This window comes from Ruegeria sp. YTSA135, assembly GCF_059610165.1.
The window spans coordinates 456,979-470,654 of the sequence record NZ_JBXWNC010000001.1; the positions used below are offsets into that span (position 1 = coordinate 456,979).

Annotated in this window: 13 protein-coding genes; 5 read left to right on the forward strand and 8 right to left on the reverse strand. The window is 57.9% G+C overall.

Going from position 1 to position 13,676, the window contains the following annotated elements; genetic code table 11:
* Positions 1–6: 6 nt before the first annotated feature.
* Together AC2FIT_RS02265 and ppk2 are read right to left on the reverse strand one after the other, a co-directional pair.
* Positions 7–1,371, reverse strand: a complete 1,365-nt coding sequence (locus AC2FIT_RS02265) for an MATE family efflux transporter (protein ID WP_496826214.1) — start codon at positions 1,369–1,371, stop codon at positions 7–9.
* A gap of 94 nt (positions 1,372–1,465) precedes the next feature.
* Positions 1,466–2,389 (reverse strand): polyphosphate kinase 2, encoded by a 924-nt coding sequence (gene ppk2, locus AC2FIT_RS02270; protein ID WP_496826216.1) that lies wholly within the window; start codon positions 2,387–2,389, stop codon positions 1,466–1,468.
* Positions 2,390–2,510: 121 nt separating this feature from the next.
* Between ppk2 and AC2FIT_RS02275 the strand changes: the two genes are divergently transcribed.
* On the forward strand, positions 2,511–3,389 hold the full coding sequence (locus AC2FIT_RS02275) for an alpha/beta fold hydrolase (RefSeq protein ID WP_496826218.1): 879 nt from the start codon (positions 2,511–2,513) through the stop codon (positions 3,387–3,389).
* On the opposite strand, the gene AC2FIT_RS02280 is transcribed toward AC2FIT_RS02275, so the two are convergent.
* On the reverse strand, positions 3,386–3,994 hold the full coding sequence (locus tag AC2FIT_RS02280) for a carboxymuconolactone decarboxylase family protein (RefSeq protein WP_496826220.1): 609 nt from the start codon (positions 3,992–3,994) through the stop codon (positions 3,386–3,388). The genes AC2FIT_RS02275 and AC2FIT_RS02280 overlap by 4 nt on opposite strands.
* A gap of 157 nt (positions 3,995–4,151) precedes the next feature.
* On the opposite strand from AC2FIT_RS02280, the gene parE reads away from it, so the two are divergent.
* From parE to AC2FIT_RS02300, 4 genes are all read left to right on the forward strand, one after another.
* A complete protein-coding gene (gene parE / locus AC2FIT_RS02285; RefSeq protein ID WP_496826222.1) occupies positions 4,152–6,110 on the forward strand; it encodes a DNA topoisomerase IV subunit B in 1,959 nt (652 codons plus the stop codon).
* Positions 6,107–6,637, forward strand: a complete 531-nt coding sequence (locus tag AC2FIT_RS02290; RefSeq protein WP_496826224.1) for a DUF5677 domain-containing protein — start codon at positions 6,107–6,109, stop codon at positions 6,635–6,637. Before parE ends, AC2FIT_RS02290 begins: the two co-directional genes overlap by 4 nt.
* A gap of 53 nt (positions 6,638–6,690) precedes the next feature.
* Positions 6,691–6,990: a hypothetical protein gene (locus tag AC2FIT_RS02295; RefSeq protein ID WP_496826226.1), complete on the forward strand. Its 300-nt coding sequence runs from the start codon at positions 6,691–6,693 to the stop codon at positions 6,988–6,990.
* 254 nt (positions 6,991–7,244) lie between these two features.
* Entirely contained in the window at positions 7,245–7,526 is a 282-nt protein-coding gene (locus AC2FIT_RS02300) for a DUF1496 domain-containing protein (protein WP_496826227.1), read from the forward strand.
* Positions 7,527–7,652: 126 nt separating this feature from the next.
* Here AC2FIT_RS02300 and AC2FIT_RS02305 read toward each other — a convergent pair whose 3' ends face one another.
* From AC2FIT_RS02305 to AC2FIT_RS02325, 5 genes are all read right to left on the reverse strand, one after another.
* Complete coding sequence (locus tag AC2FIT_RS02305) at positions 7,653–8,492, reverse strand: EamA family transporter (RefSeq protein ID WP_496826229.1); 840 nt, start codon at positions 8,490–8,492, stop codon at positions 7,653–7,655.
* Positions 8,493–8,561: 69 nt separating this feature from the next.
* On the reverse strand, positions 8,562–9,707 hold the full coding sequence (locus AC2FIT_RS02310; RefSeq protein ID WP_496826231.1) for an iron-containing alcohol dehydrogenase: 1,146 nt from the start codon (positions 9,705–9,707) through the stop codon (positions 8,562–8,564).
* Positions 9,704–11,086 (reverse strand): aldehyde dehydrogenase family protein, encoded by a 1,383-nt coding sequence (locus AC2FIT_RS02315; RefSeq protein WP_496826233.1) that lies wholly within the window; start codon positions 11,084–11,086, stop codon positions 9,704–9,706. Before AC2FIT_RS02315 ends, AC2FIT_RS02310 begins: the two co-directional genes overlap by 4 nt.
* Before the next feature lie 94 nt (positions 11,087–11,180).
* On the reverse strand, positions 11,181–12,533 hold the full coding sequence (locus tag AC2FIT_RS02320) for a glutamine synthetase family protein (RefSeq protein ID WP_496826235.1): 1,353 nt from the start codon (positions 12,531–12,533) through the stop codon (positions 11,181–11,183).
* A gap of 91 nt (positions 12,534–12,624) precedes the next feature.
* Entirely contained in the window at positions 12,625–13,659 is a 1,035-nt protein-coding gene (locus tag AC2FIT_RS02325; RefSeq protein ID WP_496826237.1) for a TRAP transporter substrate-binding protein, read from the reverse strand.
* Positions 13,660–13,676: the final 17 nt, after the last annotated feature.

A 13,676-nucleotide genomic window follows, 5' to 3' on the forward strand; every position in this document is an offset into this window, starting at 1 on the left:
CAAAAGTCACACTGCGGGCAAGGCTATCGTTCGAACTGATCGAAGCCAGAACCGCGCCATCAGCAGAACGGCAGCACAGGCGAGGCCAAGGACTAGGCCCAGCCACACGCCGATTCCGTTCATACCCCGAACGAAGCCGAAATAGTAAGACGCGGGAATCCCCACAACCCAATAGCTGAGCCCCGCCATCACCATCGGAATCTTGGCGTCCTGCAAGCCGCGCAGCAGGCCCAGCGCTATTACCTGCGCTCCATCCACCAACTGGAACAGCGCGGCCATCGCCAACAAGCCAGTACCAATAGCCAGAATCTGGGGCCGCAGCGGGTCGTCAGGCTCCATAAACAATGAAATCAACGGCTCGGCGCAGGTCAGGAACAGGATAACCGTCAGCACGGACATAACCAAGGACATCCCAGTCACTGCAATCGCACCCTTTTCCAGATGTGGACGATCTCGCCGGCCCAGAGCGTTCCCGGCCCGGATCGTTGCCGCATTGGACAGGCCCAGATGAACCATGAATGTGGCCGAGGCGAGGTTCAGTGCAATCCCATGCGCGGCAAGCGGCACCTGCCCAAGCCAGCCCATCATGATGGCCGACATCGCAAACAAGCTGACCTCAGCAAGCGTGGTCAGGCCAATCGGCACACCAAGACGCAGAACGCTTACAAACATCTCCCAATCCGGACGCCAGAAACGCTGGAACAGGTTGTGCTCGGGCAAAACGCGCACAGCGTAGATCACAACAAAGATCAGGGACACAATCTGCGTCAAAACCGAAGCGATTGCCGCCCCCATGACCCCCAGTTCCGGCGCGCCCCAGTTGCCGAAGATCAGCGCATAGTTCGTAACCGCATTGACCACAGCAGCGGTAACGGTGATCCATAAAACGATCTGGGTGCGTTCCAACGCGGCCAGATAGGACTTCAACACCATCACAATCAGCGCGGGAAACAGCCCCCAGCCCGCAATCCGCAGGTATTTCGACGCGGTTTCAGCAACTTCCGGTTCCTGTTTCAACGCAATCAGGATTGGGTATGACCACAATAAAAGGGGTATCATCAGGGCCGCATAGATCAACGACAACCACAACCCCATACGGGTCGAGCGTCGGATGCTGGTCTCATCCTCTTCGGCCGCTGCGGTTGCGACCATGGGCATCACGGCCCACCCAAATCCGGCTCCAAACAGGAAGAGCACGAAGAAATAGCTGCTGGCCAGCGTCACGGCGGCCAGCGCCTCGACCCCATACCAACCCAGCATGATCGTATCGGTCAGGCCAATTGCGAACTGCGCCAGGTGTCCACCGATCAGCGGCAGACCCAAAACGGCTATGGCCCGGAAATGTCCGCGATATGTCATGACCTTGTTCATTGGCTCAGCCTTATGCCCGGCCAATGGCCGGGACAAGAGGCGATCAATGAAATTTCAAGACCAGCCTATTCTCGCAATGAGGTGGCGCAGTTTGTTAACGCGCATCGGGATGGAGGGAGTTTCCCAGAATATGTTCGGACCGATGGATGACGTGATGTGCCTGTCCCACGATCAGCGGATCAGGTTGCCCGACGATATCGTGATCCTTGTCAGGATAGTCAAGCGTCGACAGAAAATGGCGCATCGTGTTCAGACGGGCGCGCTTTTTGTCATTTGATTTAACGATTGTCCAGGGCGCATCGGCGGTGTCGGTGTAGAAGAACATCGCCTCTTTCGCCTCGGTATAGTCGTCCCATTTATTAAGGCTGGCCTTGTCGATCGGTGACAGTTTCCACTGTTTCAGTGGGTCGGTCTCACGGCTTTTGAAGCGTCTCTGCTGTTCCGACCGTGTGACCGAGAACCAATATTTGTACAGCTGAAGCCCGGATCGCACCAACATCCGCTCCAATTCAGGCGTTTGCCGCATAAACTCCAGATATTCGTTTGGAGAGCAAAAGCCCATCACGCGCTCAACACCTGCGCGATTATACCAAGAGCGGTCGTAAAAGACCATTTCACCGACGGTGGGGAGTTCTTGAATATAGCGCTGATAGTACCACTGCCCCTTCTCCTCCCACGTAGGTTTATTTAGCGCCACGACACGCGCCTGACGGGGGTTCAGGTGCTCCATGAACCGTTTGATCGTGCCGCCCTTGCCTGCGGCATCGCGACCTTCGAACAACAGAACAAATCGCTGCCCCGTCTCTTGTGCCCAAAGCTGCACCTTAAGCAGCTCGGCCTGCAATTGGGCTTTCTGCGCCTCATAGCTGCTGCGTGCCATCTTGCGGCCATAAGGGTATTTGCCGCTTTCGAATGCCTGCCGAATACGCTCGGGGCTGGGCTGCGATGGCTCAGGTGTGGGTTCGGGGTTAATTTCGACAGACAGGTCTGCATGTTCGATTGGTGTCGCGGCGTCCATTCAGTTCTTCCTTTTTTGCTATCCGACCGAACCCCTAGCAGAAGAAGCGATTCTGCGCTTTGACGCGGGTCAAGTTGACAATTGCTTCTACACAGTGAGGCTACCTGCGGGAGATCACAGCATGGATGCAAAACTCATCGACCTGAACGGCCGGTCCTTCTATCTGCGCAGTTGGGGAAAACCCGACTCGCCGCCCCTGCTGATGCTGCATGGCTTTCCCGAATACGGCGAGGCGTGGAGCGATCTGGCCCCGTATCTGTGCGACCGGTTTCATTGCCTTGCCCCGGATCAACGCGGCTATGGGCAAAGCTGCTGTCCGGAAGGTACCGAGAACTACACGCTGTCAAAGCTTGTTTCTGACATGGCAACTCTGGCCCAGCGCTTTAAGACACCACTTACCGTTCTTGGTCACGACTGGGGTGCATCGGTTGCCTATGGGCTGGCCATGTTCCGACCCGATCTGGTCAGCCACCTAATCATCGCCAACGGTGTCCATCCGGCACCGTTTCAGCGGGCTATGGCTGCCGGAGGGGCACAATCCAAGGCGTCGCAATACATCAACGCGTTTCGCAAACCGGATGCGGCGGCGCAGTTCTCGGCGGATAACTTCGCCCAGCTTGAGGTTTTCTTTCGTCACGGCGTGGGCGTCGATTGGCTATCAGAGTCTCGGATGCGCGCGTACCGCACCGAATGGGCCCGGCCAGGCCGGCTTGAGGCAATGTTGAACTGGTACCGCGCATCCCCTCTGGTCGTCGCGAAACCCGGATCGCCGCGCACTGACCTGCCCAACCTGCCGGCAGAGCGCCTTATGGTGCGCTGTCCGCACCTGCTACTATGGGGGCCGAAGGACAAAGCCCTTTTACCAGAGGCAACCGCCGGGCTTGAGGTCTTCGCCCCCGACCTGACCCGAATCGACATCCCCGACACCGACCACTGGCTACATCATCAGCGGCCCGGGGCTGTCGCGCAGGCTATTCTGGGCTGGATGGCGACAGCCTAGCGGTGCCCCCAATCCGCGGGATCGTCCGAGTTGTTGGGCGACAAGCCCAGAATGTCGCCTTTGGTCGAGCATCCCAATCCAAGAACCGTGCGGTTTGCATAAGAAAAATAGGCGCAGACCTGATTGATCTCGAGGATTTCGCCGTCATCCCAGCCAGCGTCCCGCAGGGCTTGGATATCTGCGTGAACCATACCTGCCGGTGTTTCGTTCAGTTTTCGCGCATAGTGCATCGCGGCGATCTGCGCCCCATCCAACGGCGCAGTTTCCGGCGTCTGGGCCTCAATCGCTGCACGGATGGCATTGCCCCGGTCCGTATCCGCCAACAACCGTTGCAAGCCGCTGAAATGATGCTCAACGCAATATGTGCATTGGTTCAGGGAACTGACCCAAACACCCAACGCCTCAAGAAACCACTTCGGGACCTTGTTGGCTGAATGGTGCAGCACGTTTTTGTACAGTGCCATATGCCCTTCCATCGAATGCGGGCGCAGGGAATGCGCCATCATGATGTTGTCCACGTTGTTGTCTGGCCCCGTGACCCGCTCATATAGCTTCCTCAGCTTGCCCGTCGCGTCCTGAAACGGAATGGTCTTGATCCAGCTCATCGCCTGCTCCTTCAATTGCAAGGGGCAGATGACCGCGCTGAAACGGGAATTGCAAGCCATCCAATGCGCTTTGTTTCACACAACACCTCGGGCCCCTCTTCCCCCGGACCACATCACCTGCCATAATGGGAGACAACCTAAAAACAAGAGCAGCACCATGCCCGACGATCTGTTGACGCCCAGCGCGACCTCTACCTACGACGCCTCTTCTATCGAGGTGCTCGAAGGTCTTGAACCGGTTCGCAAACGCCCCGGCATGTATATCGGTGGCACGGATGAACGCGCCTTGCACCACATGGTCGCGGAAATTCTCGACAACTCGATGGACGAAGCGGTCGCCGGTCACGCCAACCGGATCGAGGTTGAGTTGCACGCCGATTACGCCCTGACGGTGCGTGACAACGGGCGCGGTATCCCGATCGACCCGCATCCGAAGTTTCCCGACAAATCCGCGTTGGAGGTGATCCTCTGCACTCTCCATGCAGGCGGCAAGTTCTCGGGCAAGGCCTACCAGACCTCGGGCGGTCTGCACGGTGTGGGCGCATCGGTCGTGAACGCGCTATCGGATTCGATGGTTGTGCAAGTGGCACGGGACAAAACGCTGTTCGAACAACGCTTTTCGCGCGGTATCCCACTTGGCCCAGTGGAAAAGGTCGGCGCGGCCCCGAACCGGCGCGGTACCACTGTCACTTTCCACGCGGATGAGGACATCTTTGGCCACCACCGGTTCAAGCCCGCGCGGCTGTTCAAATCCATCCGTTCAAAGGCCTACCTGTTCTCGGGTGTTGAAATCCGCTGGAAATCCGCCATCGACGACGGCGAAACCCCGACCGAGGCAAGTTTTCACTTCCCCGGCGGTCTGTCCGACTACCTCAAGGAAACGATGAACGGCTCGTCCACTTATGCCGAGCAGCCCTTTGCCGGCACCGTGGACTTTCAGGAAAAGTTCAGAACCCCCGGCAAGGTTGAATGGGCGATCAACTGGACGCCTTCGCGCGACGGGTTCATTCAGTCCTACTGTAACACCGTCCCCACGCCCGAAGGCGGCACCCACGTGGCCGGATTCTGGGCGGCGGTTCTCAAGGGGATCAAGGCCTACGGAGAGCTGATCAACAACAAAAAGGCCGCGCAGATCACCCGTGATGACCTGATCACCGGCGGCTGTGCGTTGGTGTCGTGCTTTATCAGCGAGCCTGAATTCGTGGGCCAGACCAAGGACCGCCTTGCAACGGTCGAAGCACAGCGGCTGGTCGAAAACTCAGTCCGCGACCATTTCGACAATTGGCTGGCAGCGGACACGAAATCCGCCGGGGCGATCCTCGACTTCCTGATCCTGCGATCCGAGGAACGGTTGCGCCGCCGTCAGGAAAAGGAAACCGCCCGTAAATCTGCCACCAAGAAACTGCGCCTGCCCGGTAAGTTGGTGGATTGCTCCAGTTCGACCCGCGACGGCACCGAACTGTTCATTGTCGAGGGCGACTCGGCGGGTGGTTCCGCTAAGATGGGCCGGGACCGCAAGACACAGGCGCTGTTGCCGCTGCGCGGCAAGATCCTGAACGTATTGGGCGCGGCCTCTTCCAAGTTGGGCACCAATGCCGAGATCAACGACCTGACCCAAGCGCTGGGCGTGGGGCTTGGCACCAAGTTCAACGTCGACGATCTGCGCTATGACAAGATCATCATCATGACTGACGCGGATGTGGACGGGGCGCATATCGCCTCGCTGCTGATGACGTTCTTCTTCACCCAGATGCGACCGATGATCGACGCGGGCCACCTGTATCTGGCCTGCCCGCCTTTGTATCGCCTGACCCAAGGCGCCAAGCGCGTCTATTGTCTGGACGAGGCCGAGCGGGATGAATGGCTTGAGAAAGGACTGGGCGGCAAAGGCAAGATCGACGTCTCACGCTTCAAGGGTCTGGGCGAAATGGACGCCAAGGACCTGAAAGAGACCACGATGGACCCGGCGTCGCGCAAACTGATCCGCGTCACCATAGACGAGGACGAACCCGGCGAAACCGGCGATCTGGTTGAGCGCCTGATGGGCAAAAAACCCGAACTGCGGTTCCAGTACATTCAGGAGAACGCGCGGTTTGTGGAGGAGTTGGATGTTTGAGTAAAGCTGCAGGCTTTTCCAAGCAAACTCCAACACTGCATGGCGTTCAATCTGCTCAATTGACTGCTGTCTCGAAAATTCGAGAGCAAATTCTCTCGTATTTTCGAGATACTCACATTGTGTCGCCAGCCGTAGGCACACTGTATCGGTTGATGACGTTTGCTAGCGAAAGAAGTCAAAGCATATCTTTTTTGACCAGTTGGGGGTACATCTGGGATGCCGAAATACTTCTACGCCCTTTCACAGAAACCTGCTCCAAGATTTGGTTTATTTGTTACACCCCAACCGCTGAACAGCCGGAATTGGTCGAAGAGTTTTGGACGGACCTTGAACACGTTCACGCACATCAACAAAGACATAAGGCTCAATTTGCTCAGAGTTTAGCGAACGAACACGGGATGCATCTCGATCAGCGTATTTTTGAAGCCCTCCGCGATGACACAATTTTCGAGTTTGGTGGCCAGAACAAGCAAAAACGAAAACAATTAAAGCAAAAAAGTCATTTTCCGAAATTATTGATTTCTTAGATAAGCGCAGCTTTGAAGGTTCCCCGACAATAGGTTTTCGCGCCTTGGCCCACATGTACGGACTTCAAAGTCATTTGGTACATGGCGACAACAAAGCACTCGATTTAATGCTTGATGAACAACTGCGCGACCCGTCAGAAACAAAACTGAAACAGGATGCACAAGTCTGTCGGATAATGTCAGATCAACTACATTTTTGGATGTTTTGCCAAATGGCTCTATCAAAGCACTTCGGCAGGGAGATAAAGTTCTCGGAATTCCAACCTTTACTGGATGGCTTTGAAAGCGAAGCCAAAGTCTTTAGGCAAGCATTCTCCGATTCACAGGAGCAATTCTATTCAAGTTATGAATAGAAAGACTTCAAACTACAGGAGAAAACTGCGCCCGCCCATGGGAACGGGTCGGGCGCTTGCTTGACGCTTTACATCAAGCATTGGCCGGATAGCGCGAGACCGCCTCACCGGCCACCCTCCAACACCCCCCCTTACCTAACCCGTTGATCCCGTTCACAGTTACCCTCAACCCGTCATCCAAGAACGACATTTGAGGTTCTCGAGCGTCCACGACCCAATTTGAACACGAACAGATTTTCGAACGGGAGGACGACATGAAGACACCAACTCTGGCACTGGCTTTGACCCTGCTGGCCGCGCAAGCGCCCGCGCAGCAGATGCTCAGCACCGCATCCCCTATTCCGGAGGGCGCGGAATCTCGGTTCTGCTATTACGACGGCATGGCCTATTCCGAGGACGCCTTTGTTCTGATGGTCGGCGACAACACCGTCACCAGCACGGTCAGCACGGTGCAAGAGCGTCTGCTGCGCTGTCATCGCGACGATGACGGCACGTTGAAGTGGCGACCGCAAAGCACATTCTCGACCAGCAACTGACCGCCTTAGCCCGGTTTGCTTTTCAGCCAGTCCGCCGATCTACGCGGCATATGTTGGGTGACACGACCTCTCCTGCGACCTGACTAGCCAGATTAGGTGCACGTTCGGCACGGCCACCTTACACGGCTAAACCGCCAAGCCGATCAGCGCCACACCAATGGCCATCAGGATCGCAGCGCCCAGACGCCGTATCCAGTTGCCCTCGTTCAGAAAGATGAAGCCGATCAGGGCCGCAAATATAACCGAGGTTTCCCGAAGCGCAGATACAGCACCCAGCGGCGCGAAGTTCTTGGCATAGAGCACCAGCCCATACGCCGCCATTGACACCAAACCGCCCAACAGGCCAACCACCCAGACTTTCAGGGGAAGGTTTGCAAGTGCTTTGCGCCTGCGGATACCTACGAAACCGGCAATAAACAGGTGCAGAAACGCCCCCCACGCCCAATAGCTGAGCGTATTCCCCGACAGCCGCACGCCGATCCCGTCAAACACGGAATAGATCGAAATACACACTCCAGTCCCCAGCGCGAACAAAAGGGCCGAGCGTCCAACACCTGATCGAAGCGCATTCCAGTTGCTAAGCTGAATCCCTACCGCGATGAGTGCAATTCCGAGCCACGCTTGCAGCGGCAGCACCTCGCCCACCAACGCCATTGCCCAAAGCGACACCAGTGCCGGCACGATCCCCCTGGCAATGGGGTAAACGACACTCAGGTCGCCATGCTGATAGGCTTGGCCCAGCATGTAGTAGTACCCGAAATGGACAACGGTCGAGATCAGGATGTAAGGGACGCTTTCTGCACTCGGCAACGGCAGCGCCAAAACCATCGCACCCCCGGCGATGACGTGACCCAGCGCCACCAGCCCCAATGTCGTCGTCCGGTCGGCTGCGGATTTCACGATTGCGTTCCACACAGCATGCAACAGAGCTGCCGCCAGGACTATGGCGATGACAAACGGGGTCACATGTGAACCTTTCGCGCAAAACCGGCCCGCAAGACGGACCGGTTTTTTAGTGGCACACTGGTGAAAAGATCACAACGCGGCTTTGAACAATGCGGTCAGGTTCTCTTCGGTCAACTCAATCGGGTTTCCGCCACAGGACGGGTCGATAATCGCGCCCTTGACCAGTTCGGGGATCGAAGCCTCGGTCACGCCCAGATCGGACAGCTTGCGCGGAATGCCCAGAGCATCGTTAAAGTCCTGCACAAACGCCCGGAAGCCGTCGAACCCGCCGTCAATGCCAAGATAGGCCGCTGCAGCGCCAAACCGGTCGGCGATGGCGGGTGCGTTGAACTCCAGCACGGCGGGCATGCAAACCGCGTTAGTGGTGCCGTGGTGGGTGTTGAAGACTGCGCCAATCGGATGGCTCATGGCGTGGATCGCACCAAGACCTTTCTGGAAGGCGGTGGCGCCCATGGCAGCCGCGCTCATCATCTGGGCGCGGGCTTCGATGTCGGTGCCATCGGCATAGGCGCGCGGCAGATATTCCTTGACCAGCCGCATACCTTCCAGCGCGATGCCCTGGCTCATCGGGTGGTAGTGCGGGCTGGAATAAGCCTCAACGCAGTGCGCAAAGGCATCCAGGCCGGTCCCGGCGGTGATGAATTTCGGCATGCCCACAGTAAGTTCGGGGTCGCAGATCACCACGGTCGGCAGAACCTTGGGGTGAAAGATGATCTTCTTGGCGTGAGTTTCGGAATTGGTGATGACGCTGGCGCGGCCCACCTCAGACCCCGTCCCGGCGGTTGTGGGCACGGCGATGATTGGCGCGATGGCGTCGGCATCGGCACGCGTCCACCAATCGCCGATATCCTCGAAGTCCCAGACGGGCCGTGTTTGACCGGCCATGAAGGCCACCATCTTGCCCAGATCCAGACCCGAGCCGCCGCCAAAGGCGATCACACCGTCATGGCCGCCCGCGTTGTAAGCCGCAACCCCGGCAGCGAGGTTCTGTTCATTGGGGTTCGGGTCCACTTCGCTGAACAGGCCATTGCCCAGACCGGCAGCCTCCATGATATCCAGCGTGGCTGCGGTGATTGGCAGATCGGCCAGCCCCTTGTCGGTGACCAGCAGGGGCTTTTTCATGCCAGCGGTTGCGCAGGCCTCGGGCAATTCCTTGATCCGGCCAGCGCCGAACTTGATCGCGGTCGGGTAGGACCAGTTTCCAACAAGGCTCATGATGTCACCTTTTTCAGATGGTAGGATTTGGGACGGGTCAGGTTGTGATAGCCGATCACGGACAACCCACCACCGCGCCCGGTGTTCTTGCACCCTGTCCAGCACAGTCCCGGATCAAGGTAATCCGCGCGGTTCATGAACACTGTGCCAGTCTCAACAGCGTCGCCCACCTGCGCGGCGCGGTCCACATCGCGCGTCCAGAGCGAGGCGGTCAGCCCGAACTCGCTGTCATTCATCAGCGCAATCGCCTCCTCATCCGAGGATACTTTCATGATGCCGACAACCGGGCCAAAGCTTTCATCCCGCATCACCCGCATGTCGTGGGTGACATTGGTCAGGATCTGAGGAGTCAGATACGCGCCGCCGTCATCTTCAGGGAAGGTGTCGATATGGGGCATGGCCCCGGCTTCAACCGCCTCGGCGATCTGGGCGCGCACCTCTTTGGCAAAACGCACATTGGCCATGGGGCCAATCGTCGTTTCAGGGTCCAGCGGATTGCCCAGCTTGTACCCCTTCACGATCTCAACCGCCTTGGCGACAAACGCGTCATAAAGGCTCTCATGAACGTAAATCCGCTCGATCCCGCAGCAGCACTGGCCCGAGTTGAACATGGCACCGTCGATCAGCGTGTCGACCGCAGCATCCAGATCGGCATCCTCCATGACATAGCCGGGGTCCTTGCCACCCAGTTCGGTACCCACGCCGGTAAATGTTCCCGCCGCCGCGCGTTCCATCGCCTGACCACCGCCCACTGAACCGGTGAAATTCACAAAGTCGAACGCATTTCCCGCGATCAGATCGTTGGTCACATCATGGCTCAGAAACACGTTCTGGAACACATCCTCGGGTACGCCCGCAGAATGGAAAGCCCGCGCCATACGCTCACCTACCAGCAACGTCTGCGTCGCATGTTTCAAGATCACCGCGTTGCCCGCGATCAGCGCAGGCGCAACCGTGTTGATCGCCGTCATGTACGGATAGTTCCAAGGCGCCACCACGAAAACCACGCCATGCGGGATACGCTTAATATAGCGCTTGAAAGTCTCATCCTCACTCACCGGGATATCCGCCAGCGACTCCTGCGCGATCTGGGCCATATGGCTGGCGCGCTCGTTGAAACCGCCGAACTCACCGCCATAGCGCACCGGACGGCCCATCATATGGGCTAGTTCGAGCACGATCTCGTCATTCATCGCACCAATTGCAGCCACGCCTGCCATCACCAGGTCGATCCGCTCTTGCAGGGGCCGAGCAGCCCAACCTGCCTGCGCCGCCCTCGACCGCTGCGCTGCCTCAAGTGCCGCCGCACGCGACAGCGTTTCGCGCTCGGCAAAAACCGACCCATCGATCGGCGAGATGCATTTCAACATCTGACCCATGGTCACTCCATTCTATATTGAAACAGGTCCCCTGCTTCATCTGGCCAAAAATATCCCGGGGAGCGCGAGGGGCTGGCCCCTCGCTTCCGCCAGTTCAGGCCCGCTCAAACCCGCGGGTAACTTCCCAATCCGTCACGACACGCTCAAATTCCTCGATCTCGACCTCGGCAGCGCGTGTATAGTGATCGACAACATCATCCCCAATGGCCGCCCGCAACATGGCCGAGCCATGCAGCGCATCCCGCGCCGCACGCAAGGTGCCGGGGATAAGCCCGGTTTCGCCTTGGTAGACGTCCCCCTTGGTGGGGGGTTGCAACTCCAGTTCTTCTTCGATGCCCGCAATCCCTGCGGCCAGCATCCCGGCTATCGCCAGATAGGGGTTCATGTCCGAGCCCGGTATACGGCATTCGATGCGAACGGCCTTGGTCCCGTCACCGCACAGGCGGAACCCAGCCGTGCGGTTGTCCACCGACCAGATAATCCGTGTCGGGGCAAAGGTGCCCTTCATGAACCGTTTGTAGCTGTTGATGTAGGGCGCCATGAAATAGGTATAATCGGCAGCGTACTTCAGCAGGCCGGCCATATAGTGTTTCATCAGCGTCGACATGCCCAATTCGTCCGCCTCATCAAAAAACGCTGGCCTGCCGTCGGCCCATAGTGACTGGTGCACATGGCTGGAACTGCCAACCTTGTCATGATGCCATTTCGGCAGGAAGGTGGCCGCGTGACCATGTTGCCAGGCGATCTCTTTCACCGCGTTCTTGGCGATCGAATGATACTCGGCAGTCTCCATCGCGGGCGCGTATTTGATGTTCAGTTCTTCCTGCCCGGTCTCAGCTTCGCCCTTGGAGTTCTCGACAGGAATGCCCGCGTTCCACAGGTGGTTGCGGATCGGGCGCATTACGTGCTCTTCCTTGGTGGTCTGAAGGATGTGATAGTCTTCGTTATAGCCCGAGATCGGCTCAAGATCGCGGAACCCTTCCTTGCGGATCTGGTCAAAACTTTTCTCGAACAGGAAGAATTCCAGTTCGGTCGCGCACATCGCGTCATAGCCCATCGCCTTCAGACGGTTGACCTGCTTTTTCAGGATCGACCGGGGCGCGTGCGGCACTTCTTCGTGCGTGTGATGATCCAGCACATCGCACATCACCATCACCGTCCCTTCAAGCCAAGGCACCGGGCGCAACGTATCCAGGTCAGGCTTCATCACATAGTCGCCATAACCACGTTCCCAGCTGGTCGAGGCATAGCCATCAGGCGTCGCCATCTCAAGATCGGTGGCAAGCAGATAGTTGCAGCAATGCGTTTCCTCCCACGCGCCAGCCACGAAATGACCCGCATGAAACCGCTTGCCCATCAAGCGACCCTGCATATCCACCATACACACCAGAACCGTGTCCACGGACCCATCAGATACCTGCGTCTTGAGATGTTCAAACGTGAGCATGTGCCACCCTTATCCTTGCCGATGCCTGATCATCAGCCCTGTTTTCCGTTTGACCCACCCCGAAACCGGGGCGGGTCGAATTGGCGACCCCTTAACCGTAACGGTAGGGGCGTCCAGCTTTCTGCATATCAGCGTTGTACTTCTTGATGATTTCGACAACCTTCGCCTTTGTCTCAGATTCGGCTGCGATTTCATCCCAGAACGCCACGGCGGCGGCCTCGACCTGTGCCCATTCCTCGTCCGGGATCGAGGTCAGCTGCATCTTGTCGCCATTCACTCGCAGCGATGCCTCGCCGCCCCAATACCACCACTGACGGTAGTAATGCGACTGGTCGGTGCAGACGCGGAACAGCGTCTGCAGGTCTTCCGGCAGTTCATTCCAGCGGTCCATGTTGGCAAAGAACGACCCTGCCCAAGCACCCGAGATGTTGTTGGTCAGGAAATAGTTGGTCACATCGGCCCAACCAACAGTGTAATCTTCGGTGATGCCCGACCATGCGATGCCGTCCAACTCGCCCGTCTGCACGGCGACTTCGATATCTTCCCACGGCAACGTGACAGGCACCACGCCGAACTGGGACAGGAACCGGCCCGCAGTCGGGAAGGTAAAGACGCGCTTGCCCTGCAAATCCGCAAGACTGTTGATCGGATCCTTGGTGGCAAAATGGCACGGATCCCACGCACCGGCACTGATGTGTTTGACGCCGACCTTTGAGTATTCTTCGTCCCAGATCTCGTTCAGACCGTACTGGTTGAACAGCACGGGAACATCCAGAGAATAGCGGGATGCAAACGGAAAATACCCGCCGAAAACGGTAACTTCGGTGGGCGACGCCATCGAGTCATCGTCCGATTGAACCGCGTCGATGGTTCCCTTCTGCATGGCACGGAACAGCTCGCCGGTGGGAACAAGCTGATCGGCGTAGAACAGCTCGATCTGCATCCGGTCGCCGGCGATCTGGTTAAACATCTTGATCGCCGGGTCGATCACATGCTCAGCCAGCGCCGGACCAGCATAGGTCTGCATCCGCCATGTGATCGTGCTCTGCGCCAGCGCGGGCGTGGCCAAAGGCGCAGCGGCGACGCCAACACCGGCAGTCTTCAGAAACTTGCGTCTTGTAGTCATGTCAATTTCCTCTCTGT